The 24,879-nt window shown below is 72.5% G+C and carries 19 protein-coding genes, 1 tRNA gene and 1 pseudogene; 11 read left to right on the top strand and 10 right to left on the bottom strand.

Annotated features, from left to right (window positions below; all coding sequences use genetic code 11):
• Positions 1-73 precede the first annotated feature (73 nt).
• The gene (locus tag ACVWNX_RS12720; RefSeq protein ID WP_454414026.1) at positions 74-844 is read right to left on the bottom strand and encodes an ABC transporter ATP-binding protein; all 771 of its coding nucleotides are present in this window, start codon (positions 842-844) and stop codon (positions 74-76) included.
• A gap of 692 nt (positions 845-1,536) precedes the next feature.
• Here ACVWNX_RS12720 and ACVWNX_RS12715 point away from each other — a divergent pair.
• From ACVWNX_RS12715 to ACVWNX_RS12705, 3 genes are all read left to right on the top strand, one after another.
• A tRNA-Leu gene (locus ACVWNX_RS12715) sits at positions 1,537-1,620 on the top strand.
• A 752-nt stretch (positions 1,621-2,372) separates the two neighbouring features.
• Positions 2,373-3,275 carry a Bax inhibitor-1/YccA family protein gene (locus tag ACVWNX_RS12710; protein ID WP_454414025.1) on the top strand — a complete coding sequence of 301 codons (903 nt, stop codon included), beginning with the start codon at positions 2,373-2,375 and terminating at the stop codon, positions 3,273-3,275.
• A gap of 237 nt (positions 3,276-3,512) precedes the next feature.
• A complete protein-coding gene (locus ACVWNX_RS12705; protein WP_454414024.1) occupies positions 3,513-3,824 on the top strand; it encodes a hypothetical protein in 312 nt (103 codons plus the stop codon).
• A gap of 481 nt (positions 3,825-4,305) precedes the next feature.
• On the opposite strand, the gene ACVWNX_RS12700 is transcribed toward ACVWNX_RS12705, so the two are convergent.
• From ACVWNX_RS12700 to ACVWNX_RS12690, 3 genes are all read right to left on the bottom strand, one after another.
• Positions 4,306-5,259 carry a hypothetical protein gene (locus ACVWNX_RS12700; RefSeq protein ID WP_454414023.1) on the bottom strand — a complete coding sequence of 318 codons (954 nt, stop codon included), beginning with the start codon at positions 5,257-5,259 and terminating at the stop codon, positions 4,306-4,308.
• 461 nt (positions 5,260-5,720) lie between these two features.
• Positions 5,721-6,941: an acetyl-CoA C-acetyltransferase gene (locus ACVWNX_RS12695; RefSeq protein ID WP_454414022.1), complete on the bottom strand. Its 1,221-nt coding sequence runs from the start codon at positions 6,939-6,941 to the stop codon at positions 5,721-5,723.
• A gap of 593 nt (positions 6,942-7,534) precedes the next feature.
• The gene (locus ACVWNX_RS12690; protein ID WP_454414021.1) at positions 7,535-8,566 is read right to left on the bottom strand and encodes an SGNH/GDSL hydrolase family protein; all 1,032 of its coding nucleotides are present in this window, start codon (positions 8,564-8,566) and stop codon (positions 7,535-7,537) included.
• 319 nt (positions 8,567-8,885) lie between these two features.
• Here ACVWNX_RS12690 and ACVWNX_RS12685 point away from each other — a divergent pair, with 319 nt between their 5' ends.
• Positions 8,886-10,271, top strand: coding sequence for a cystathionine beta-synthase (locus ACVWNX_RS12685; RefSeq protein WP_454414020.1), 1,386 nt, complete (start codon positions 8,886-8,888; stop codon positions 10,269-10,271).
• 328 nt (positions 10,272-10,599) lie between these two features.
• On the opposite strand, the gene ACVWNX_RS12680 is transcribed toward ACVWNX_RS12685, so the two are convergent.
• Together ACVWNX_RS12680 and ACVWNX_RS12675 are read right to left on the bottom strand one after the other, a co-directional pair.
• Positions 10,600-11,043, bottom strand: a complete 444-nt coding sequence (locus ACVWNX_RS12680) for a hypothetical protein (protein WP_454414019.1) — start codon at positions 11,041-11,043, stop codon at positions 10,600-10,602.
• Between the two features lie 470 nt (positions 11,044-11,513).
• Positions 11,514-11,771, bottom strand: coding sequence for a LuxR C-terminal-related transcriptional regulator (locus ACVWNX_RS12675; protein WP_454414018.1), 258 nt, complete (start codon positions 11,769-11,771; stop codon positions 11,514-11,516).
• An 897-nt stretch (positions 11,772-12,668) separates the two neighbouring features.
• Between ACVWNX_RS12675 and ACVWNX_RS12670 the strand changes: the two genes are divergently transcribed.
• From ACVWNX_RS12670 to ACVWNX_RS12645, 6 genes are all read left to right on the top strand, one after another.
• On the top strand, positions 12,669-13,244 hold the full coding sequence (locus ACVWNX_RS12670) for a hypothetical protein (protein WP_454414017.1): 576 nt from the start codon (positions 12,669-12,671) through the stop codon (positions 13,242-13,244).
• A 305-nt stretch (positions 13,245-13,549) separates the two neighbouring features.
• Positions 13,550-15,781, top strand: coding sequence for a glycoside hydrolase domain-containing protein (locus ACVWNX_RS12665; protein ID WP_454414016.1), 2,232 nt, complete (start codon positions 13,550-13,552; stop codon positions 15,779-15,781).
• A gap of 15 nt (positions 15,782-15,796) precedes the next feature.
• Positions 15,797-16,267, top strand: a complete 471-nt coding sequence (locus ACVWNX_RS12660) for a hypothetical protein (RefSeq protein WP_454414015.1) — start codon at positions 15,797-15,799, stop codon at positions 16,265-16,267.
• The gene (locus tag ACVWNX_RS12655; protein ID WP_454414014.1) at positions 16,264-16,992 is read left to right on the top strand and encodes a hypothetical protein; all 729 of its coding nucleotides are present in this window, start codon (positions 16,264-16,266) and stop codon (positions 16,990-16,992) included. The genes ACVWNX_RS12660 and ACVWNX_RS12655 overlap by 4 nt, the downstream gene beginning before the upstream one ends.
• 403 nt (positions 16,993-17,395) lie before the next feature.
• Positions 17,396-18,229 carry a MurR/RpiR family transcriptional regulator gene (locus tag ACVWNX_RS12650; protein ID WP_454414013.1) on the top strand — a complete coding sequence of 278 codons (834 nt, stop codon included), beginning with the start codon at positions 17,396-17,398 and terminating at the stop codon, positions 18,227-18,229.
• A gap of 403 nt (positions 18,230-18,632) precedes the next feature.
• Entirely contained in the window at positions 18,633-19,175 is a 543-nt protein-coding gene (locus tag ACVWNX_RS12645; protein ID WP_454414738.1) for a hypothetical protein, read from the top strand.
• 71 nt (positions 19,176-19,246) lie between these two features.
• Here ACVWNX_RS12645 and ACVWNX_RS12640 read toward each other — a convergent pair whose 3' ends face one another.
• The 4 genes from ACVWNX_RS12640 to ACVWNX_RS12625 form a co-directional block, all read right to left on the bottom strand.
• Positions 19,247-19,621, bottom strand: coding sequence for a roadblock/LC7 domain-containing protein (locus ACVWNX_RS12640; RefSeq protein WP_454414012.1), 375 nt, complete (start codon positions 19,619-19,621; stop codon positions 19,247-19,249).
• 88 nt (positions 19,622-19,709) lie between these two features.
• Positions 19,710-20,258, bottom strand: coding sequence for a roadblock/LC7 domain-containing protein (locus ACVWNX_RS12635; protein ID WP_454414011.1), 549 nt, complete (start codon positions 20,256-20,258; stop codon positions 19,710-19,712).
• A 109-nt stretch (positions 20,259-20,367) separates the two neighbouring features.
• Positions 20,368-20,784 carry a hypothetical protein gene (locus ACVWNX_RS12630; protein WP_454414010.1) on the bottom strand — a complete coding sequence of 139 codons (417 nt, stop codon included), beginning with the start codon at positions 20,782-20,784 and terminating at the stop codon, positions 20,368-20,370.
• Positions 20,785-20,989: 205 nt separating this feature from the next.
• Positions 20,990-22,675: a type III PLP-dependent enzyme domain-containing protein gene (locus ACVWNX_RS12625; RefSeq protein WP_454414009.1), complete on the bottom strand. Its 1,686-nt coding sequence runs from the start codon at positions 22,673-22,675 to the stop codon at positions 20,990-20,992.
• Between the two features lie 448 nt (positions 22,676-23,123).
• On the opposite strand from ACVWNX_RS12625, the pseudogene hutU reads away from it, so the two are divergent.
• Positions 23,124-24,785 (top strand): annotated as a pseudogene (hutU, locus tag ACVWNX_RS12620) (urocanate hydratase); the annotation flags it as partial.
• Between the last annotated feature and the right edge of the window lie 94 nt (positions 24,786-24,879).

Raw genomic sequence — 24,879 nt, 5'->3', positions numbered from 1 at the left:
GCCGGGGTGGCGGCGGGACGGCGGGCGGGCGGCTGCCGGGCCGTGGGGCCGGGCGGAGGTCGGACCCGGTGGGTCAGCTGACGCGGCCCTTGGCGTCGAACGCCTTCATCCGGTCCAGCACGGCGTCGGCGGTGGGGGAGAGGATCTCGTCCACGATCCGCCCGTCGGCGAGGAAGATCACGCGGTCCGCGTAGGAGGCGGCCATCGCGTCGTGGGTCACCATCACGACCGTCTGGCCCAGCTCGCGCACCGAGTTGCGCAGGAAGCCCAGCACCTCGGCGCCGGAGCGCGAGTCGAGGTTTCCGGTCGGCTCGTCACCGAAGATGATCTCCGGCTGGGAGGCCAGGGCGCGGGCCACCGCCACGCGCTGCTGCTGACCGCCGGAGAGCTGGGTGGGACGGTGGCCGAGCCGGGCCCGCAGACCGACCATGTCGATCACCGTGTCCAGCCACCGCTGGTCCGGCTTGCGGCCCGCGATGTCCATGGGGAGCGTGATGTTCTCCAGCGCCGTCAGGGTCGGCAGCAGGTTGAACGCCTGGAAGATGAAGCCGATCTTGTCGCGGCGGAGCTGGGTGAGCTGCTTGTCCTTGAGCGTGCCCAGCTCGGTGTCGCCGATCCGGACGGAACCACCGGTGAAGCTGTCGAGTCCGGCGACGCAGTGCATCAGCGTGGACTTGCCGGAACCGGACGGGCCCATGATCGCGGTGAACTGGGCCTGGTGGAAGTCGACGGTGACGTGGTCGAGGGCGACCACCTTGGTCTCGTCCTGGCCGTAGACCTTGCTCAGGTCGGTGGCGCGGGCGGCCACGCCCGTGGCCCGGTCGGCGATGGAGTAGGTGGTCACGGGAGGGGGCTCCTGTCGGATCGGTGCGGGACGACTTCCATCTTGTCGGCTGATCCGCCGCCGGGAGTCAGCCGTAGTCCCGGTTCCTGGGACAGTCCCGAGTACCACCGGGCCCCCGGGAGTCATACCTGGGGATGACCCCCGGCTCCGACCGGGTGTGGTCTCCCGCCCTCTGCCCACCGGTTTCCGGAGGCGGACGCCGCACTCCTCGGTGCGCCGCCCGTCGGTGCGCCGGTCCAAGGCCCGTGGCCCCGTCCCCTCGATGCCATCAGCCCGTGACGCTGTCCGCCCCGCTGGCCCACCAGCCCTACCAGCCCCATTGGTCCCGTTCGCCCCGGGTGTCGGTGGGGTGGCCCCGGAGCGCGCCGGTCCGGTGGAGAAGGTGTGGGGGATGAGGAGAAATCGTGCGAGTGGTGTGTGGACCGTCCGATTGACGGACGTCGGTGGCGCGTTGGCCGAAACCTCACCGAACGACTGAACGACCCCTTACACGGACGGTGAAATCCCGTCATTTCGTGGACGGGCATGGGAGTCAGGCGCCAGGGGCAATCTCTGGGTGCGGGACGGTGGGGCCCCGTGTCTGATGCTCCCTCAGACCTCAATAAAATCAGACAACATCGGGCTGGGTCTCGGCTGTTCGGGCTACCTGTCCGGATAGGCTCGGGCCCCTGGTCACGGCGCCACGGCCCTAGGCCCGGATGGTGGAATGCAGACACGGCGAGCTTAAACCTCGCTGCCCCGCGCGGGGCGTACCGGTTCAAGTCCGGTTCCGGGCACTACCTCCCTCGGCCCACCGGGATCGGGGGTAATGACCGAAATTCACAGAGTATCCCGCGGGGTTGGGGAACACCGCGGGAATCTCACCGACGAGGATCCGCGCATCCCCGGTCCACCCCGTCCGGCTTCCATCCTCCCCGGGCCCCCTTCTCTCTTCCCTCTCCCTCCGTCTCTCTCGGCGCTCCCGCTTTCCCCCCTCTCCGTCCTCTCCTCTCCCCTTCCCCCGGGTTCCTCATTCCGGATTCCGGCTACGGGCGCTGTCGCGCCGTGGTGGCCGTACACCGGTCGCGCCCCGCCCCGCCGCCGGTCGTCACTCCCGGTTTCGCGGTTCCAGCGGTCCCGGCCCTTCCGGAAAAGCGGTTCATGATCGCCCGATGGCGGTTCCGGCCCCCCGGACGGGGTAATCCGGTGGCGGGCTCCGGCCCTGGGCCGGGAGAGTGGCGTCGGGCTTCCCGAGCGCGCCAGGACGGGCCCGGAGCGGGCTCTAGGACGCCGGGGAGCGCGGGCCGGATGTGAGGTGCGCGACTCCGCGCGCGGCCCGTCCGGGCGGGCCGCGCGGCCATCGGGGCGGCGGTGCGGGAAGCTGGACGGGGACAAGACGAAAACGGGTGAGGGTGCGGGAACAGACGGCGACGGCCGGACGTTCTTCCGTAACGGAAGGGGAAAGATCCTCCCTAGGCACTAGGGGAGACGCTTTGCCCGCACATTACTCTTGAGCCAAGGCCGCGCACGGCGGCCATGGAGGAGTGAGATGAGGAGCAGTAACCCGGTCTTCTCGCGTCGGGGGTTCAGCCGCGACAACGGCTACGCGGGCTTCAACGCCGCGCCGCAGGCCGGGGGACCCGCCGTCCAGACCCAGGGCAACCCGTACGCGCAGGGCACCCCCGCGCCGACCAACCCGTACGCCGAGAACCCCTACGCCCAGCCGGACGGTCTCCAGGGCTCCGGCCCGCAGGCCCCGGCCACCACCGGACGCATGACGATGGACGACGTCATCGTGCGCACCGGGACCACCCTCGGCATCCTGGTCGTCACGGCCGCGCTCGCCTGGGCGCTGCTGCCGGTGGACGACGCGAACATCGGCCGCGCCATCGGCGTCGCCGTGGTCGCGGGCCTCGCCGCGATGGTGCTGGGCCTCGTCCAGTCCTTCAAGCGCAAGGCGTCGCCCGCGCTGATCGTGACGTACGCCGCCCTGGAAGGCGTCTTCCTCGGCGTCATCTCCAGCATCGTCGACAACCGCATCGCCAGCGGCGCGGCCATGCAGGCCGTGATCGGCACCATGGCGGTCTTCGTCGCGGTCCTCGTCGCCTACAAGGCGGGCTGGATCCGCGTCAACCGCCGGTTCGTCGGCTTCGTGATGGCGGCGGCGCTCGGCTTCGTCCTGCTGATGGCCGTGAACCTGCTGTTCGCGGTGTTCGGCGGCGGTGACGGCCTCGGCTTCCGCAGCGGCACGCTCGGCATCATCTTCGGTGTCCTCGGCGTCCTGCTCGGCGCCTGCTTCCTGGCCCTCGACTTCAAGCAGGTCGAGGACGGCATCGCCTACGGTGCCCCCCGCGAGGAGGCCTGGCTGGCCGCGTTCGGCATGACGATGACGCTGGTCTGGATCTACCTGGAGTTCCTGCGGCTGATCGCGATCCTCCAGAGCAGCGACTGATCCGGTGACGGGCCCCGCGCCCGTCACCCGCTCCGACTGACGGACGGCCCCGCGAACCGACGAGGTTCGCGGGGCCGTCCCGCGTTCCCGCCCGCACCGCACCGTCCCCCCGGCCCTTCCCCACCACCTTGCCCCGCCCGGGCGGCCCGGTGCCCGTCCCCGCCGGAGCCCTGACGCCCCGGACCCCGGCGCCCGGCCCGCCGCCGTGGCCCGTCCGGATCGCATAGGGTCGGCCCCGTGCTTGATACGACGCCGCTGACCGCCGCCGTGGACCGTTTCGCCGACCATCTGCGGGCCGCCCCGCAGAGCCGCCTCCAGCGGGGCGCGGCGGCCGAGGCGCTGGAACTGGCCCGGGAGCTGTCCCGGCGCGCGCAGCGCGTCGAGGACCCGGACACCGAGCCCCGGGAGATGCCCGACGCGGGCATGTTCGCCGTCGCCGACCAGGTCACCGTGGCGGGCCGGGACCTGGCGGTCGCCCTCGGGGACCCCGGGCAGCTCGCCGAAGCGGTCGCCCTGGTCGAGGAGGCGCAGCGGCGCGCCGGGGTCTGAACCGGCGCCCCGGGGCGTGCGGACCGCCAACGCATCCGGCGGACCACCGCGCCGCCCGGCCGACGCGTCGGCGGACCACCGCGCTGCCCGGGCGGCGCGGACCCCTCGACGGATCGGTGGACCGCCCCGGCGACGGCCGATGGGCCCGCCGTCGCCGACGGCCCCCGCCGACGGCCGCCGGGTCGACGATGGTGAACGTCCCGTACGGACGTCCGCGCCCGCCGGAGGCCGGTGCCGCGACCGGGCCCGCACGGCGCGACCGGCCAGGTGGGGCGACTTGGGCGGCGGGACGACCGTACGCGTACGACGACGGGGGCGGCGGGAACCCAGCGAGGTTCCGCCGCCCCCGTCGTCGTACGCGTACGGGAGGTGCTTCGCGGGCCGTGCGGGCCCGCCGTGGGCGCCCCGCCGGGTCCGTGCGCGCCCCCCGCCGTGGTCGGGACGGGTCGGTCGCGCGGAGACGGGCCCGTGGGGCCGTGGGTCAGAGGGACGCGATGACGCGGTCCGCGAGGACGTAGACGGTGTCCGCGCCGCAGGAGAACGTCAGCGCGTAGGCGCCCGAGATCCCGGAGCCGCCGAGGAGCACCGGCGCGTCACCGGAGCGCAGCGCGGCGGCGAGCCGTTCGGCGGTCTCGCGGTGGCCGGGGGTCATGCAGAGCGTGGTGCCGTCCTCGAAGACGTAGACGTCCAGGGTGCCGAGCGGACCGGGGCGCACGTCCGCGAGGGCGGCCCGGCTCGCGGCCAGCTCCTCCAGGCAGAGCACGGTGCGCTCGTGGTCGCCGGTGGGCGTGAACGGCGTGGAGTGCGGGGCCTGGGCGGGGACGAAGTCGGGGTGCGAGGGGTGACGGCGGCGGGCGGCGGCCAGCTCGGGGGAGTCGCCGGGGTGGCCGTCCACGGCGGGGTCGGCGGTGCGCGTCACGGGCTCGGTGAGCCCCTCCACGGTGTCGGCGCCGTCCGCCAGGTCCGCCAGCGCCTCGACGAGGCCGTCCGGGCCGTCCGGCAGCTCCGCCCCGGAGGCCGGGCCGGTGCCCGGTCCGCGGTCGGGTCCGTCGGCGGGGTGCGGGATCTCGGCCTCGGCGAGTCCGGTGAAGTCGACCTGGCGGGGCAGGTACAGGTCGTCGGGGGTCAGCCCCAGCAGGGACGGCGCGTCGGCGATGTCCCGGGCCTCCTGCGCGGCCCAGAAGGCGCGCGCCTCGGCCAGCTCGCGCTCCCGCTCCTCCGCCAGGGCGGCGGCGACCGCCGCGCGTATCTCCCCGGTGTCGGCGGACCGGGCGGCGGGCACCCGCGCCCGGGCGTCCTCGGCGGCCCGCCGGGTCAGCTCCGCGCGCAGTCCGGTGAGCTGACGGCGCAGCCCGAGCACGGCGTACAGGGCGGCGGTGCCGACGGCCGTGGCGGCGGCCGTGGTGACCAGCAAAGCGATGGGCAAGGCGCTCACGAAAGTACTCCCGGTGTCAGTCGACCCCCGACTTCCTACCTCAGCTTGAAGGGCGGACCCGTCAACTGTCAGTGCATTACGTCACGAATCGGACAGCTTCCGAGGTAGACGATGACCCGGACATCACGTGTGAGCTGCGCAAACGCTTCTCCCCCAGGAGATACATCACATCCCGGGGGAGACGGGGTCACGATCCGCGGCGCACGCCCGGGGGCGCACACCGTAACGAACGCCGGGCCGCGCCCTCAAGGGGTCGGGGCGAAACGGCGGGTGAGCGCCAAGTCCGGCCCGGCGCCCGCACCCGGCCTCCAGAACCCTTCCGGAGCGCCTCCGCGCCCCTTCCGGGGTGGTCCCGGAAGGGGCTCCGGAACCGCCCCGAAGGTGCCTCCGAGCAGGCCAGGACCTGCTCCGGGGGCGTTCCGGACGGGCCTCGAACGGGCCCCGGGCGGCCTCCGGGCAGGTCAGGACAGGCGCTCGATCACCATCGCCATGCCCTGGCCGCCCCCTACGCACATGGTCTCCAGTCCGAACTGCTTGTCGTGGAACTGGAGGCTGTTGATCAGGGTCCCGGTGATCCGTGCCCCGGTCATGCCGAAGGGGTGGCCGACCGCGATGGCGCCGCCGTTCACGTTCAGCCGGTCCAGGTCCACGCCCAGCTCCCGGTAGGAGGGGATCACCTGCGCGGCGAACGCCTCGTTCATCTCGACCAGGTCGATGTCCCCGATGGCCAGCCCGGCGCGGGCGAGCGCCTGCCGCGACGCCTCGACCGGGCCGAGGCCCATGATCTCGGGGGAGAGCGCGGACAGCCCGGTCGAGACGATCCGGGCCAGCGGGGTCAGTCCGAGGTCCCGGGCCTTGGTGTCGCTCATGACGACCAGGGCGGCGGCCCCGTCGTTCAGCGGACAGCAGTTCCCGGCGGTGACCAGTCCGTCCGGGCGGAACACCGGCTTCAGTCCCGCCACGCCCTCCAGGGTGACCCCGGGGCGCGGCCCGTCGTCGGCGGTGACGACCGTGCCGTCCGGGGTGGTGACGGGGGTGATCTCCCGTGCCCAGAAGCCGTTCGCGAGGGCCCGTTCGGCCAGGTTCTGGGAGCGGACGCCGAACTCGTCCATCTCCTGGCGGGTGACGCCCTTCAGTCGGGCGAGGTTCTCGGCGGTCTGGCCCATCGCGATGTACGCGTCCGGGAGCAGCCCGTCCTCGCGCGGGTCGTGCCAGTCGGCGCCGGTCGACTCCGCGACGGCGGCGGTGCGGGCCTCGGCCCCGGCGAAGAGCGGGTTGTGCGTGTCGGGGAGGCTGTCGGAGTTGCCCTGGGTGAAACGGGACACCGTCTCGACGCCCGCCGAGACGAAGACGTCGCCCTCGCCCGCCTTGATCGCGTGCAGCGCCATCCGGCTGGTCTGGAGCGACGAGGAGCAGTAGCGGGTGATCGTGCAGCCCGGCAGATGGTCCATGCCCAGCTGGACGGCGACGATCCGGCCCAGGTTGTTGCCCTGCTCGCCGCCGGGCAGTCCGCAGCCGAGCATCAGGTCGTCGATCTCGCGCGGGTCCAGCCCGGGGACCTTCGCCAGCGCGGCGGCGACGATCGTGGCGGTCAGGTCGTCGGGGCGCAGGTCCTTCAGCGAGCCCTTGAAGGCGCGGCCGATCGGGGAGCGCGCGGCGGAGACGATCACGGCTTCGGGCATCGGGGTTCTCCTCGCCAGGGGGCTCGTTCGGGCTCGTCGGGCTCGCGGGGCTGGTCCGGGTCCTCGCGGTTCCCGTCGTCGCCCCGTTCGTTCCGCCGGTCTCCGGGACCCATGGGACCCATGGGGTCCGCGGGGTCCGCGGGGACGCGCTTCGTGAAGTTACCGTCACGTAGCCCTCGGGTCACGGGGCTCGGGATGTGACGCGGACCGCATTTCCAAGCGCTTGCTCAGCTTACTCCCCGCGCGGTGCGCGGCGGGGCGCCCATCGCGCGGGGAGGGCTTGGTGGCTGGACGGGGCCGGGTGGGGTCGTGGGCGGGAGCGGGGAGCGGGGGGCGGGTGAGCGGGGATGGGCGAGGCGGGTCGGCGAGTGGCTGGTTCTCGTCGCGAGGGTGAAGGGTTCCGGTCATGTTCCCGCTGTTCGGCGGGTCGCTCGCCCCGCCGTCCGCTCGGGGCCATCACGCCGGATTCCCGGTGGAAACGGGGAGAAAACGGATCGGTACCTCAGACATCGCGTCCGGCAAGACGCAGCGCACCGGTCCGGTCCGTTGCGGGGCGGGCCGGGCCGGGGTCGAGGACGGGCCGGGGTCGTTCGTCAGGGGGTCGCGCCGGTGGGGCGTTGCTCGCCGACCTCCGGGCCGGGGCTGTGGATGCGCCGCCGACGCCTCCGCTTGAGCAGGGCCCACGGGCCCCGGGGCCCGGTCTGCGGGGCGGCCGTGACCTCCGTGCCGCCCTCCTCCGCCGCGCGCACCGCCGCCCGGGCCACCGGCAGGAACCCCTCGTCGCGGGAGGCGTCCGGCCGCTCCTCCTCCGGCCAGACCCCGAGCGCCGCGCACACCGTCGGCAGCACGGCCATCGCCGCCGTGGCGTACCCCTCGGCGGAGGGGTGGAAGTTGTCGGGCCCGAACAGCTCCCGGGGGTTCGCTGCGAACTCCGCGCCCAGCAGGTCCCCGAGGGAGACCGTCCGCCCGCCCTGCTCCACCACGCCGATGGTCTGCGCGGCGGCCAGCTGCCGGGAGGTGCGCCGGGCGAGCCAGCGCAGCGGCTGGTACACCGGTTCGATCGTCCCCAGGTCGGGGCAGGTGCCCACCACCACCTCCGCCCCCGCGGTCCGCAGCCGTCGCACCGCGGTCGACAGACAGCGCACCGAACGGGTCGCCGGGATGCGGTGGGTGACGTCATTGGCCCCGATCATGATCACGCAGATGTCGGGCATCCGCTCCGGCCCGGCCAGCACCAGCCCGGCCTGGCGTTCCAGGTCGTCGGAGCGGGCGCCCGGCGACGCGACCGTGCGCAGTTCCACCGGGCGGTCGGCCACCGCCGCGAGCCCCGAGGCGAGCAGGGCCCCGGGGGTCTCCCGCGCCCGGTGCACCCCGACCCCGGCCGCGGTCGAGTCGCCCAGCATCACCAGCCGCAGCGGTTCGCCCCCGGCCGTCAGTGCCGTGCCGTACCGGCCGTCGGCGCGCGGCGGGGCGGAACCCGTCCCCCCGTGGTTGCCGACCTGCCGTCTCGCCAGCCGCACCTCGGCCAGCACCACGCCGACCGTCGCGACCCCCAGCAGCCCGATGCCACCGCCGCCGTACGCCGCGCCCGCGGCGATCCGCCGTGCCACCCTCGCCCTCGACATGCGTCGCAGCCACCTCCTCGGAGCCCTTACACCCACTCCTTGCCCCGCCACGACGGTGGGCCAATCGCGGGCTTCGGGTGAACGCGCCGGGGCCGAACGGCGGTGGGCGCCCCCGGCCGGGAGCGTCCGTCCCCGGCCCGCACCGCCTCCACGCGGCCTCCGCGCCGCTTCGGGGCGGCCTCCGCACCGCCTTCGGCGCGGACCGGGGTCCGTGCCGGGGCCCGGTTCCGGGCAACCCGTTCGGTACGGCCCGGGTGGGGCGCCACGGGCCGTAGGCTGAGGAACAAACCCCATCCTTCTGCGCAGGCCGGAGACAACGGTGCACTTCCACGACTCGATGATCAGCCTCGTCGGCAACACCCCGCTGGTGCGGCTCAACCACGTCACCGACGGCATCGCGGCGACGGTGCTGGCGAAGGTCGAGTACTTCAACCCGGGCGGTTCCGTGAAGGACCGCATCGCCGTGCGCATGATCGAGGCGGCCGAGGAGAGCGGGGCGCTCCGGCCCGGCGGCACCATCGTCGAGCCGACCAGCGGCAACACCGGGGTGGGGCTGGCGATCGTGGCCCAGCAGAAGGGCTACAAGTGCGTCTTCGTCTGCCCGGACAAGGTCTCCACTGACAAGATCAACGTACTGCGGGCCTACGGCGCCGAGGTCGTCGTCTGCCCGACGGCCGTGGACCCGGAGCACCCGGACTCGTACTACAACGTCTCCGACCGGCTCGTCCGCGAGATCCCGGACGCCTGGAAGCCCGACCAGTACAGCAACCCGCAGAACCCCCTGTCGCACTACCACTCCACGGGCCCCGAGCTGTGGGAGCAGACCGGGGGCCGGATCACCCACTTCGTGGCGGGCGTCGGCACCGGCGGCACGATCTCCGGCACCGGCCGCTATCTGAAGGACGCCAGCGAGGGCCGGGTGCGGGTGGTGGGGGCGGACCCGGAGGGCTCGGTGTACTCGGGCGGCTCCGGGCGGCCGTACCTGGTCGAGGGCGTCGGTGAGGACTTCTGGCCGGACGCCTACGACCGGACCGTGGCCGACGAGATCGTGCCGGTGTCCGACAAGGACTCGTTCCAGATGACGCGCCGTCTGGCCCGTGAGGAGGGCCTGCTGGTGGGCGGTTCCTGCGGGATGGCGGTCGTGGCCGCGCTCCGGGTGGCCGAGGGGCTCGGCCCGGACGACGTGGTGGTCGTCCTGCTGCCGGACAGCGGTCGCGGCTACCTCTCGAAGATCTTCAACGACGAGTGGATGGCGGACTACGGCTTCCTGGAGGACACCGGCAGCGCGGCCCGGGTCGCCGACGTCCTGCGCGACAAGGACGGCGAGTTGCCCTCGCTGGTGCACATGCACCCCGACGAGACGGTCGGCCAGGCCATCGAGGTGCTGCGCGAGTACGGGGTCTCCCAGATGCCGATCGTGAAGCCGGGCGCCGGGCACCCCGACGTGATGGCCGCGGAGGTGGTCGGCTCGGTGGTCGAACGCGAACTGCTCGACGCCCTCTTCACCCAGCGGGCCTCGCTCAACGACCCGCTGGAGAAGCACATGTCCGCGCCGCTGCCCCAGGTCGGCTCGGGGGAGCCGGTGGGCGATCTGATGTCCGTGCTGGGCTCGGCGGACGCGGCGATCGTCCTGGTCGAGGGCAAGCCCACGGGTGTGGTGAGCCGTCAGGATCTGCTCTCCTTCCTGGCCAAGGCCGGTACCTGAGCGGAGCCCGGGCCTTCGCACGGATGTCGCGTCGTTCGTTCGCGCGGTCGGTACACGGGCGACACGCGCGCGCAGCACGGGGTTAACAGCCGTCCGGCACAGTGGAAGGCGTCGGAGGGGCGGGCGCGGCTCCCCGCCCCGGCCCGGCAGCGAGCGGCGCCCTGGGGGCCGTCCGGAGCGGCTCCCGGACGCCTCAGGCCGTCATGGACGCGCGGTCCGGTCCCGAGGTCCGGCCCGTGTCCCCGCGGGGACCGTCGTCGTCCCGCCTTCCGGTCCGTCCGGGAGGTCGACGGTCTCCGCGCACCGCTCTTCCGTCAGGTCTCTTCCGTCATGCCGCCCAGTCCGAGGAACGCCGGTCCTGCTCGGCGTCCTCCCGGCGGCGGGCCAGCAGCGACCGCAGCGACCACGGGCGCGCCAAGTGCACCGCGTTGACCAGGACGATGCCCAGCCAGGTGGTGATGAGGCCGACCTTCCCCGCCTGGACCGCGCCGATCGCGGAGAGGGGTATCGCCAGGACCATGCTGATCATCGCGAAACCGAAACGGTCGCCCCAGTTGTCGGCGGAGCGGGACGGGTCGGTGCCACGGGCGACGACCATCTGCTGTTCGGCGAGCTGGCGTCGGACCCGGCGGTCCACCGCCGTGTCCACACGCTGCTCGATCTTTTCCAGGAACGAGTCCACGAAGGCGGACTCGTACTCCTCGCCGAGGTCCCTGCGGGCCTGCAGGGTGGCGTCGAGTTCCTTCTTGAAATCGGCATCGCGGGCTTCCATGGCTCCACCGTAGGAAACGGGAGCCGGTCCGCGCACTGGGGAAAGCCCCACTCTTCGGCTGGGGTTCACCGCCATCGGGCCACCGCCATCGGGCCACCGCCATCGGGCCGCCGGTGCCGGGCCGCCCGTGCCGAGGTGGTGGTGACGGGCCGGTGGTGACGGCGCGGCGCCGCCAGGACGGTGGTGCGCGGGTGAGGCGGGGAAGCGGACCCTACCCCCTAGGGCCGCTCCCCCTCACCTTCCGCGTCCACCCGCCCGGTCCGGTGTCCCGTCCGGGTGGGCGCCGGTGTGGCGGTCGCTGGGCCGAGTTCCCCCACGGTCCAGTCCGCCCGGCCGCTCCGCGGCCGTTCCGCTGTTGTTCGTCGCTCGTCGTTCGTTCGTCTGTCCGCCCGCTCGTCGTCCGGTCCCGGCGCGTTCCCCGACCGGGTCAGGTCGGGCGGTTCGGGGCGGACAAGCGGCCGGTCAGCGGGTCAGCAGGTCAGTTCGTGCGTGCCGTGGCGGGCGTCCCGGTGCGCTTCCCGACGGGTGTAGACGCCCAGTTCCTGGGCACGGGCACCGAGGGCGACCCTGCCGTTCACCTCCCAACGCTTCATCAGGTTGTGGACCCTGCGCTGGACCGTGCGGTGACCCACACACAGACGGCGGGCCACGGCCGCGTCGTCCAGTCCCTCGTGCAGCAGACGCAGGATTCGGATCTCCGTTTCGGACGCTTCTGGTACGTCGGTCATGTGGTGCTCCCCGTATTGCCGATCGATGGTCAGCGATCGTCTCCACTGTAAGAAGCGGACACCCCTCTTGGCAGGGTCATAATTTCCACCAAAGGTCAGTAAAGGGGCGGTCTAGGTGGCGTAATTACGCCAAGGTGTTCCAGTGTCGGCACGGGGGTCCCGTAAGAGCCCTCCCCGAGGGCGGGACGTGACATGCCCCCCGCCTGGCGCTGTCGACGTGAGGGTCGTCCCCTCGGGTGTCATCGCGGGGTGCGGGGCCTGAGAGCGGGGGATGACCAGGGGTTTCTTGCTGCGTGTGAGCTCAGATCGCCATGGCGCCGACGCCGTCGCGGTGGACGGCGCCCCGGCGGTCGGGTGTGGCATCGGAGAGCCCTCCGTCCGGCGCGCGAGCGGCGTCTGTCGACAGTGCCGTACCTCACGTCCGGGCCCGGTGTGCCGTTGTGGCGGCTCGCGCGGGTGATCGCCCGATCGTCGGCCTGATCCGCACGGGTTGGCCGGTTCGCCAGCGTCGTGCCGTAGCCATCGCTCAAGGTCGGGAAGGCGGCGTTCTGGAGGGGGTCGAGGCGGGCCTCGTCGACAGGCTCCCGCTCACTTCGCGTGTGGCATCGGACGAGTTAGGGCCAAAGGAAGGGGATGGCGTAAATACGCCCGAAGGTTCCGCACGGACAACTGCGCCGACCGTGTGCTGCAGGAATACGGCCCGCAAGGTGAGTGATGTGTCCATCAATGTCATGAATGATGCCATTTTCATTTGTTGTGGAACTGAAACCTCTTGGGTAGTCAATGCTAAGTCCGGTATCAGTCAATCAGGGTGAAGGATTCACCTTCTCGCTATAGGTTTTCAAACGATCGCGGGGGGCGTGAGTTCCTCCTCAAGGGTTCCATTCCTTTCCCGCGGTGAGGTCCATCGCATTCGTCTACGGGGAGATCGATGTGTCCTTGACTGCCAAGAGGGGCGTGCGCGTAGCGGTTGCCGTTGCTTCGGCCGCAACTCTCAGCCTCATCGCGCCGCAGGTGTCCGCCGCTGAGAATCCCACCGTTCCGGACGTCAAACTGTCCGCCAGTGCCGACAGCGAAACACGCGAGTTCGCCGAGGCCAATCCTGCCGTGGTCGCACAGGCGGCCAATGTGTGTGGAGCGGGCTACGTGCTGGATCGGGGGATCCCCCTTCCGGTGGGGACCCCGCCGAGCATGCGGCTCGCCACGCTGTTCTCCTACACCAAGGGGGGAAACGACTCTGGCTGTGCGATCTTCGACAACAACCTGGGTGTCGCCCGGAAGATGAGCTTGAAGATCTGCGCCGACAATCCGGCGAGGCCCTGTAGGTCTGACAGCGGCACCTTCCTCCACTACGCCGGACCTGTGTACACGAACTATCCAGTGTGCGCCAAGGTCACCGCCACGTTGGCCAACGCGGCCGGAACCAGCCTGGTCATCAACTACACGACTCAATACGCCTTTCTCTGCAACTGAGTCTGGCAGCGCACGCCGAAGCGAGCCGAGGTCACTCGAAACGCTGGCCTCGTTCCGGCGCTGGTGTCGACTGCCGCTTCGGATGCTCGCGAGTCGATTTCCGAGAGTCAGCCTCGAGGTGAACATCCGCTAACTCATCAGCGGCAGGTCAAGCAGCAGTCGCTGATCCCGCCGCTGAACGCAGTCCGGTTGCGTCTGTCCCAATTCCAGCCGGGAGTGGGCGCGCCTTGTCCTGTCACCGCACACGATCAAGTGGGGCCGGTCCCAGCCATTGTCCGGGACCGGTCCCGTAGGGGAGGATTCCTATGGCCGACGCGATGGTGCAGCGCGCCCAACGGTTCATCAACACGACCTACGGCAACGGTGCGACGCTCGGTATAGCGAAGCTGGAAGAGAACGGCCAGACATCTTGGACCGTCATGTACGCCCTCACCCGGGCGCTCCAGTACGAGATGGGCATCAGGGCCCTGTCAGACGCCTTCGGGCCGACCACGATGGCGACCATCGCGGAGAAGTACGGAAAGCTGGACGAGAGTAACATTCCCTCGGCGAACTTCTGTCGGGTCATCCAGTCCGCCCTGTACTGCAAGGGCTACGACGGTGGCGAGATAGACGGCCAGTACAACGCCCGGGTGAAATCCTCCGTCGTCAAGCTGCACCAGAACATGGGCGTGGGCGCCATCTACCCGGAAGGCTCGCTGTGGCCGAAGACGGCCAAAGGGCTTTTCAACATGGACGCCTACACCACGATCAGCGGCGGCTCGGACAGCATCCGCTCCATCCAGCAGTGGTTGAACGGCAAGTACATCCTGCGCAAGGACTACTACGTCATCCCTTGTGACGGTCACAACTCCCGTGACGTGTCGAAGTCGATGCTGCTGGCGATCCAGTACGAACTCGGCATGGCCGACGGCGTCGCCAACCGCGTCTTCGGGCCCGGCACCCAGGCCGGTCTCAAGAACCACACGGTCTCCGTTGGCTCGACCGGCACCTGGGCGTCCCTGTTCACCGCCGGGATGATCCTCAACAAGCGGCCGGTTTCCTTCGGGAACTTCACCGCCGCGGTGAAGAGCGAGACGGAGAAGTTCCAGTCGTTCGTCAAGCTGCCGGTTACCGGTCTCGGGGACTTCTCCACCTGGGCCTCGTTGTTGGTCTCCTACGGCGATCAGAGCCGTAAGGGCGAGGCGTGTGACGGCGTCACCCAGATCACCCCGGCGCGGGTCGCGACGCTGAAGGCCAACGGCATCAAGTACATCGGCCGCTATCTGACCAACCCCGATCCCACGCCGAGCGGCTCCACCAAGGAGAAGGAGATCCAGCCTGGCGAATTGAAGACGATCGCCGACAACGGGCTTCGCTGCTACCCGATCTACCAGACCTACGGGCGCGGCGCCGACGACTTCAGCTATCCGCTCGGGCGCGCCGCAGCGCAGGCGGCCATCAACGCGGCCCTCGATCACGGATTCAAGCCCGGCACCCGAATTTACTTCGCAGTGGACTTCGATGCCCTGGACTACCAGGTCACCAACAATGTGCTTCCGCACTTCAAGGGCATCCAGGACGCGATCGTCGACGACGGCAACCGGTTCGGGATCGGTGTCTACGGACCGCGGAACGTATGCACCCGGGTCGGCGAAGCCGGCCACTCCACGGCCTCGTTCGTCTCCGACATGTCCGCCGGATTCTCCGGAAACTTCGGTTACCCGCTGCCCCCGGACTGGGCCTTCGATCAAATCGTCACCCGCACCATCGGCTCCGGTGACGGAGCGATCAACATCGACCAAAACATCGCCTCCGGCCGTGACACGGGACAGGGCGCCTTCAACCCGCCCCGTTCGGTCAAGCCTGACGTCTCTCTCCATTCCACGGTCATCGAGGCGATGAAGACCGACGTCGGCAAGTACATGCAGTCCATCGGTTACCCCAACGACGGCGGCGTCCGTACCTACCAGCACTGGAAGTGCTTCGACAGCGTCGTGGTCATGCACGACGCGCTGCTCACGAGCCTGTCCAACAAGCACAACATGCGTAAAGCGCTGATCCAGGCCACCGCGTACTGGGAGATGCGGCACATCGACCCGGTCGACGAGGCCGCCGAGGTCGCGGTCATCACCGCGTTCAACACCACGGGAAAGTTCATCCAGGACCCCTCCACAGGGATCGCGCAGCAGCGGGCCCAGACCCTGATCCCCGCCTGGAACCACGCCCTCGACAAGGGTTACGCGACCGGGCAGCCACGGCGCAACCCGGCCAGCGACCAGGACAAGTACGACATCTGGAAGAAGGCCCGCGACAACGAGGAGTTCGCCCTCACCAGCGTGGTCATGATCCATCGGTGGGACATCGACGGAAAGCCCGGTGGCGACGACAGTTCGCCCGCGCTTCGCCAGCCCTCGCTGTCGTACACCGACGAGGAGGTCTACGAGGTCCTGCGGCGTTACCAGGGCCCGGCCGAACCCGCGTTCACCGACGCCAAGAAGCGGATGCCGCTGTACTACCTACTGGAGAAGTACCACTCCATCTCCCGGAACATGTGAGTAGAGCAGGGAACCATGGCAGCAGACGCCTCCTTCGCCGGGCACGACCCGGCCGCCGTCATCCTCTTGGCCTTCGCAGGTCTGGTCGCCACTGCGAGCCTCGGCGTCTACAGCCTGGTGCGTACCGTGCGTACCACGCGCGGCGGACGTCGAGGGCTGGCGGCGAGACTCCGGCTGGCCGGTGGCCTGGCCTTCACCGCCGCGATCGGCATGTACACGTGGGGCGTGCTGCATCTGGCCGTGTTCGACGAGAGCGCCCAGGCCGACGCCTGCCACAAGGCGCTGGACGGCAAGGCCCTCGTCGCCTACGAACCTACCTACGTTCCCCTCGCGTTCGGATGTGTGGCCGACGACGGCACGACCTACGACACGGCCGTACCCGGCTACGTGAACCCCCTCGCCGGCCTGCTGGGCGTCGCCGCCTTCCTCCTGACCGCCTTCAGCTTCGCCGAAGCGCACAACGACAAGAAGGACAACGACACGTGACAGCCCCCATATCCCGTCGCACCACTCTGTTCCGCGGCGCGGCCATCGCCGCTGGCGCCGCCTTCGGCTCGCAGGCGCTGACCGGACCCGGATACGCCGCCCAGGCCGGACCTTCCGCTGACGACGTCCGCGAGGCCATGCAACGGGCCCGGGCCCGCCGGGACCACGCCCTGGCCGGGCGGAAGTCCCGGAACGGCTGGGAGATGGAGAAGACCACCGACAGCCGGGGCAGCGTCTACACCCGACCGGTGCCGGGCACCGGGCTTGAGGTGAAGGTCCGCATGGGTGACGTCGAGACCGTCCTGGCCTACGTCGTGCGGCGCTTCCACTATGAGATCGACGCACTGCGCCGCGGCGACGTCGTCGGCTGGCTGCCGCCCGAGAAGGTGCACCCCCGGCGGGCCGAGTCCAACCTCGCCTCCGGCACCGCGGTGAGGATCAGGCCCGGCCACTATCCGTCCGGTCAGCGCGGCGGCTTCTACCCTGCACAGCGACTCCTCATCGGCGACATCCTCGCCGACTGCGAAGGCGTCGTCGCCTGGGGCGGAGACGACCGGACTCCCGACGAGGCGCTCTTCTCCATCAAGGCCGGGCCCGGCGACAAGAAACTGGCCAAGGTCGCCGAAAAGCTCCGGAGCTGGGACGTCACGCCCGGCAAGGGCGTCGACCGGGAAGCCGACATGACGGTACCGGTCCAGCGCGACCGCGCCCGTCGTTACGTGTAACCGGTCCATCGGCCGGGACGCACGGGAGACAGCCCGGTCGGGCGGTGTCCCGGGGCGGGAGCCGGCGCAGGAGCGTCAGGCGCGCCGTTTCGGCACTGGGCCAGGTCCTGCCTCGGTTACGGACACGGGCGGGCGATCAGCTCAATCGCGTGACCGGCGGGGTCTTCGACGCACATGCCTCGACCGTCGTGCTCGTTGTCGATGCCGCCCGGGCGGCATCGACAACGGGGCTGCCCAGTGCTCGATGCCGTCCTCGCCCGGCCCGGTTCCCTCCAGGGTGCGAACGCCTGTGCATACAGTCATGCAGAGGTGGGCGAACCTGAATAGATTGGGGTCCGGAGCGGTGTCGCGGGGTGCCGTCGCGACGGTGCCGGAAGTGCCGCGGACGAGGGGGACGAGGGGCATGGACGAGGGCGCGGAGCAGCGGTTGCGGCGGCTGTTCGAGGGGCACCGGCTGACTCCCACCCAGCGCCGTCTCGCGCACTGCATGGTCCGTCGCGCGGCCGAGGTGCCGTTCCTCTCCAGTGTGGAGCTGGCCGAACTCGCCGGGGTCAGCCAGCCCTCCGTGACCCGCTTCGCGGTCGCGCTCGGCTTCGACGGCTACCCCGCGCTCCGCCGCCATCTGCGCGAGGTCACCCCGCCGCCCGCCCCGGAGGCCGCCGGGCGCACCCCCTATCAGCGGGCGGTCGACGAGGAGATCGGCAACCTGCGGCACCTCGCCGGGCTGCTCGCCGACCCCGCCCCCGTCCGTGACGCGGGGGCGCTGCTCGCTGCCTCCCGCCCGCTGCCGGTGCTCGGGCTGCGCGCGGCCGCCGCCCAGGCGCACGGGTTCGCGTACTTCGCGGCCAAGGTGCACCCGGACGTCCGGCTGCTGGACGAGGGCGGGTCCACGCTGGCGGACCGTCTCGACCGGGCCGCCGCCGCCGGGGCCTCGGCCCTGCTGTGCTTCGCGCTGCCCCGGCATCCGCGCGAGACCGTCGAGGCGCTGGAGTACGCCCGGGGCGCCGGGCTGCGGGTGGTGACCGTCGCGGACAGCGCCTTCGCCCCGGTGGCCGCCGTGTCGGACGTCCTGCTGCCCGCCCCCGTCGGCACCGGTCTCGCCTTCGACACCGCGTGCGCGCCGATGCTGCTCGGCCGGATGCTGCTGGAGGCCGTGTGCGACGCGCTGCCCGACGCCCAGGCCCGGCTGGAGGACTTCGACGCCCGCGCGGCGGCCCGGGGGCTCTTCGCCGACTGAGGACGCGGGTCCCGCCCCCGCCTTCCCCTTGTCTCTCCCTGTCCCTCCCTGTCCCTCTTGCCCTTGGCTTCCCCAGCCTTCCCCTCACCCGGCGCGGGGCTGCCCTCGCCGACGCGGGGCGGGGAAAACGTCCGGAAAGTGTCCGCACGTCCTCATGACGTCCTCAGGAACCGCCGGTAACCTGCCGAATCCCCGAAGTGGCGACGGTGTCGTCACCAACGGCCCGGAAGAGGAGGCGGTCATGGCGCGCGGACGCGGTGGGAGCGGGAGCGGGACCACGACGGGACCGACGGGACGGACCGGGGAGGACGGCGCCGCCCGGACCGTCCGCCCCGCCCGGACCCCCGGGGACGGCGGGTCGGGACGGAGGCCCGGGCGGCAGGGCAACCACGGGCTGGCCCGGGTGGCCGTCGTGGTGCGGGCGGGCGCGGCGCCCCTGTGGTGGACGGGGGTGCTGGCCGCCGGGACGGGAGCGCTCGTCCCGGGGCTGACCGGCCGCCGGATCGGGGTCCTCGCGGGCACCGCCCTGTTCCTCGTCGCCGTCGCCGTCGTCGGCGGCCGGGGCTTCGCCCGGTACGCGGCGCTGGCCCGGGAGGCGGGCCGGGCCGGACGCCACGACGTGCTCCAGGACCGGGCGGTCACCGCCCGGGTGTGGCGGCGCGGCCATCTGCCGTGGCTCGCCGCCGCGTTCCTCGTCGCGGTCGGTGCGTCGTTCGCGCTGCCCGCCGCGCCCGGCATGGCGCTCGCGGGACTGGGCGCGGGCCGATGGGTGAAGGCGGTCCGGATCGGCCGTCTGGAGGCCGCGGACGGCGTACTGCTGTGGGTGCGCGCCGACTGGCTGGACGCCCGGGGCGGACGGCCCGCGGGCCCGGCCGTACGGGAGTTCCGCACGACGGGCCCGGGTGCGGGGGACGCGGCTCCGGGCGGGGCCCGGCGACGCGCCTGACGGTGCGCCCCCGCGTCCTGCGCCGCGCGCGCTGAGCGGTGCCGGGCGCCCGACGGTGACCCTCGGCCGGGTCAGACCTCCAGCTCGGACTCGATGCGGCGGAGCTGGTGGCGGGCCATCGCCAGGTTGGAGCGGTTCTTGTCCAGTGCGACGTACAGGAACAGTCCGCCGTGGCCGCGCCCCCGGATGAGCCGGATGAGGTGGTACTGGGTGCCCAGGGTGATCAGGACGTCCTCGATCTCGTCCTGGAGGCCGAGGAGTTCCATGGTCCGCAGCTTGGAGCGGACGACGTCGGTGTTCCCGGCGGCGGCGACCGCGAGGTCGAACTCCTTGCCGCCGCCTATCGTGCCGAGGGCCATTCCGCTGGTGTAGTCGACGAGGGCCGCGCCGATGACCCCCTCGACGGAGGTCGTGAGGTCCTTGAGTGCGGCTTCGGTGTTGCTCATGGTGTCCGTGCTCCTTCTCTTCGAGCTCTTCCGGCTCTTCCGGCTCTTGCTCTTCGGGCTCTTCGGGCTGAGGCGTTGACGGGCGCGTTCACGGGCGGGGCGGCGGTCCCGGCGGTCCCGGTTGGCCGACCGGGCGGGGCGGCAGCGGAGGGCGCGCGCCACCGTCGGGGGGCGGCGCCGACGGCCCCGGGGGACGGGACGGGCGGGGTGGCCGGAGGGCCGGATGGGCCGGGGCGCCGTCCGGACCGGCTCCGGCGGCGGCCCGGGTCGCCGTCTCGATCAGTTCGGCGATCCGGGCCCCGCTGCGCCGGCCCTCCAGGTGCAGCCGGCCGACGTTCACCCGGGCCCCGGCGATCAGGGTGAGGACGGCGGCCGGGCCCGCCGCGTAGGTGGCGGTGTAGCCGTCGGTGCCGCGCACCAGCAGTTCCTGGAAGGGGCCCCGTCCGGTCGCCTCGGTCAGACGGCCGCCCACTCCGAGGGCGGCGGCGGTGAGGGCGGCGACGCCCTCGGCCTCCACCCCGTCGGCGTCCCGGGCCAGGACGAACCCGTCGGCGCTGGCGGCGAGCGCGCCGGTGATCTGCGGGACCCGGGCGCGCAGCCGCTCCAGTTCACCGAGTATGCCGGTCTCGACGGCCATCAGTCGTTGTCTCCTCTCGGCGCGCTGCCGGAGCGCGAAACGCCTCATACGGACCCCCGGCGGCGCGTCCCGGGTCCGCCCGTACCCCGCCCGGCCGGGGCGCGGGCCTTCACTCCAGCACCAGCCGTCCCGCGATGTCCCGGAGCCGCAGCCGGGCCAGCGCCAGGTTGCCGGTGTCGCGGTCGAGCCAGAGATAGAGGAAGGCGGCGCAGTCGGGCGTCGTCTCCGCGAAGTGCATCAGGTGGTAGGCGGTCTCCGTGGTGACCAGCAGGTCCTCCACGGCGGGCGCCCGCGCCGGTTCCGGGAGTCCGCCGAGCGGGGGTCGCGTCCCGGGGGCGGTGAAGACCGTGTACTCGGCCGCCGCCCGGGCCATCTCGGCGGTCTCGGTGGCCGTCACCTCGTGGTCGTCGCCCGAGGACTCGCCGATCGAGCCGAGGGCGAGTCCGCTGGTCCAGTCGACGACGGCCGCTCCCCGGGCGCCGGGCAGGGTCATCGTCTCCAGCAGGCACGCGTCGATTCCGGGCACGCCGGTTTCCTCCCCTGGGCCGCGTGGGCGCGGTGGGCGTGAGTGCCGGGGCGCGGGTGGCGTCCCGGTGTGCGGGAGGTTATGCAACGCACACGCGTTTGGGGGACGCTCTGGGGTTTTCCCGGGAAACATCTCCAAGAACGGTCAAATGCGATCAGGGGGATTGCTGTTCCGGTCTTGTTGCGGGGTGGATCGGTCGGGTGGGTCAGGGGAGGTCGTTCCGGAAGAGCAGGGCGTCGGTGTGTGCCCCGCCCGCCTCGGCCACCACTTCCCGGACCGTCTGCGCGGTCCGCACCGTCGCGAACCGCACCCCCACCGCCGGCCCTTTCCCGTCCCCGTCGCCTTCTTCCCCGTCCTCGGCTCCGTCCCCGTGCGCGTCCCGGCCGCCGCGCCCGCCGCCGGACGTGCCCCCGTCCCCGTGCGCGTCCTCGTCCCCGGCTCCGCCCGCGTCCGTCAGGAACCCGTGGACGGCGGGCCGGGACAGCGCGTTGTACGCGTAGGGGTGCGCGAAGAAGTACGCCCCCGTGTCCAGGACGGCGATGTGATCGCCCGGCGCGAGCCGGGGCAGCGCGCGCCCCCGCGCGAGCAGGTCCCCGGCGAAGCACGCCGGGCCCGCCACGTCCTGGACCTCCTCCGGGGTGGTCAGCGGTAGCCCCCGGGCGTCGTACCCGGCGATCCGCAGCGGCCACTGGTCGGGCGCGTAGACGGTCCGGGCCGCGATCTGCGCCCCCGCGTGGGTCACCGCGATCCGCCGCCCGCCCGCCGACTTGGTGTACTCGACCCGGCTCAGCACCAGCCCGTGCTTGGCCAGCAGCGCCCGGCCGAACTCGGTGACCAGCCCGTACCGTCCGTCGAAGAGCCCCGGCACCCGCTCCGCCAGCAGCCGGGCGTACCCGGCGAACCCGGGGTCCTCCGGATCGCCGCCGAAGTCGACGGGCAGCCCGCCGCCGAGGTCCAGGGTGTCCACCTGGAAGCGCCCGGCCCGCGCGTTGACCTCCTCGGCCAGCGCGTACGTCCGGGCCACGCCCTCGGCCATCAGCTCCGTCGGCACGCCCTGCGATCCGGAGTGGACGTGCAGCCGGGTGAGCCACGGCCGGTGGAGGAAGGCGCGCACGACCGTCTCCCGGACGCCCGGATCGTCCAGCGCCACGCCGAACTTGGCGGTCCGGGTCGCCGTCGAGAGGGCGTCGATGCTGCCGCCGCCCACCTGCGGGTTCACCCTCAGCCCCAGCGGCGGGCGGCGGCCGTCCACCGTGGAGGACGTCACCAGGCCGTCCAGCCGGGCGAGTTCCTGGAGGCCGTCCGCGTTGACGGCGACGCCGAGGGCCAGCGCCTCGCGCAGTTCGGCGGACGTCTTGGCGGGGGAGTCGAGGACGGTGTGCGCGGCGGGGGTCCCGGCGGTGCGGGCGAGGGCGAGTTCGCCGGGGCTGGCGACCTCCGCGCCGAGCCCCTCCTCCCGCAGCAGCCGCACCACGGCAGTCAGCGGGCACGCCTTCACGGCGAAGGTGTGCAGCACGCGGGTGCCGGGGGCGGTGACCGCGTCGAAGGCCGCGCGCAGCGCACGGGCGCCCGCCCGGATCCCCGTCACGTCCATCAGCGCGACCAGCGGCTCCCGTTCGCCGACGAGGCCCCGGGCGACCGCCGCCCGGACGGCCGCGTTCCGGCGGGCGACCGCGTCCGGCCCGCCGGGCCGTGGCCCTCGGGCGGGTACGGGGTCCGGCTGCCCGGCCGGGGCGGGATCCGGTTGCCCGGCTGGTGCGGGGCCCGGCGGGCCGGACGGTGCGGGGCCCGGCTGCCCGACTGGTGCGGGCTCCGGTTCCCCGGCCGGTGCCGGGCGCGCTCCCCGGACGGGTGCGGGGTCGGCGGCGGGGTCCGGCACGTGGTCCGTCATGGATCCAGCGAACCACCCGGGGCGGCGGCCCGACCCGTCCCGCGCCCTATTGACTAGCTCTATTCAGAAGATCAGGATGTGAATGGAAAATCGCCATGGAGGTCCGTGCCCGCGCGTACGGCCCACGAACCCCGGCGCGCGTGCCCGGCTCGCACACCTGTTCCGCGCGCCTGTCCGCGCGCCGCCCGCCGTCCGCCCGTGCGTCCGGCCCGGACCACCGGCCCGGACGTACGGTCCGTATACCCGGGCCGGACGGTCCGGACGTGTACGTCCGGACCGTCCGGCCCGGGGCTGAACGTCCGGACCGGCCGCCCGGGCGTGAACGTCCGGGCCGGGCACCCGTCCGGACCGGCCCCGGTCCGTACGCCGAGGTCCGTCGGCCCCGGACGGACGTACGGACACCCGTGCGCCGTCCGGCCCGCGCACCCCGCACGCGAGGAGGCAGACCATGTCAGGACCCCGCCCCGTACGAGCCCCGCGCGGCACCGAACCGAGCGCCCTGGGCTGGCCCCAGGAAGCCGCGCTGCGGATGCTCCAGAACAACCTGGACCCCGAGGTCGCCGAACACCCCGACCGGCTCGTCGTCTACGGCGGCACCGGCAAGGCCGCCCGCGACTGGGCCTCCTACGACGCGATGGTCCGCACCCTGCGCACCCTCAAGGCGGACGAGACGATGCTGGTGCAGTCCGGCCGTCCCGTCGGCGTGATGACCACCCACGAGTGGGCGCCCCGGGTCCTCATCGCCAACTCCCACCTGGTCGGGGAGTGGGCGAACTGGGAGGAGTTCCGCCGTCTGGAAGCCCTCGGCCTCACCATGTACGGGCAGATGACCGCCGGTTCCTGGATCTACATCGGCACCCAGGGCATCCTCCAGGGCACCTACGAGACGTTCGCCGCCGTCGCCGCCAAACGCTTCGGCGGCACCCTCGCCGGGACCATCACCCTCACCGCCGGACTCGGCGGCATGGGCGGCGCCCAGCCCCTCGCCGTCACCATGAACGACGGCGTGGCGATCTGCGTCGACTGCGACCCCCGCGCCATCGAACGCCGCATCGCCCACGGCTACCTCGACGTCCGCGCCGACTCGCCCGCGCACGCGCTGCGGCTCGCCACCGAGGCCCGTGACGCCCGCCGCCCGCTCTCCGTCGGCGTCCTCGGCAACGCCGCCGAGGTGCTGCCCCGGATGCTCGCGGACGGCGCCCCCGTCGACGTCGTCACCGACCAGACCTCCGCCCACGACCCCCTCGCCTACCTCCCGGTCGGCACCGACTTCGCGGACATGGCGGCCGAGGCGGCCCGGGACCCCGCCGGGTTCACCGACCGGGCCCGGGAGTCGATGGCCCGGCACGTCGAGGCCATGGTCGGCTTCCAGGACGCGGGCGCCGAGGTCTTCGACTACGGCAACAGCATCCGGGGCGAGGCCCGGACCGCAGGGTACGCCCGCGCGTTCGACTTCCCCGGGTTCGTCCCCGCCTACATCCGGCCCCTGTTCTGCGAGGGCAAGGGCCCCTTCCGGTGGGCCGCCCTGTCCGGGGACCCCAAGGACATCGCCGCCACCGACCGGGCCGTCCTCGACCTCTTCCCGGAGAACGAGTCGCTGCGCCGCTGGATCACCCTCGCCGGGGAACGCGTCAAGTACCAGGGGCTGCCCGCCCGGATCTGCTGGCTCGGCTACGGCGAACGCGACCGCGCGGGGGAGCGGTTCAACGACATGGTGGCGAGCGGGGAGCTGTCCGCGCCCGTCGTCATCGGCCGCGACCACCTCGACTGCGGTTCGGTCGCCTCGCCCTACCGCGAGACCGAGGCGATGCGGGACGGCTCCGACGCCATCGCCGACTGGCCGCTCCTCAACGCCATGGTCAACGTGGCCTCCGGCGCGTCCTGGGTCTCCCTGCACCACGGCGGCGGCGTCGGCATCGGCCGCTCGATCCACGCGGGGCAGGTCACCGTCGCCGACGGCACCCCGCTCGCCGGGGAGAAGATCCGCCGCGTCCTCACCAACGACCCCGGCATGGGCGTCGTCCGGCACGTCGACGCGGGGTACGAGGGCGCCGAACGGGTGGCCCGGGAGCGGGGCGTGCGGATCCCCATGCGGGAGGCCGACCCCGCGCGGGAGGGCGCCCCGGGGCGAGGACACGACCCGGTGGTGCGGGGCCGCACGGCGGGGGAGGACCGTCCTGCTCGCCGGGGTGCCCCCACCGCGA

It is taken from the genome of Streptomyces sp. JNUCC 64 (assembly GCF_054484115.1).
This window is presented reverse-complemented; position numbering and strand designations above follow the sequence as displayed.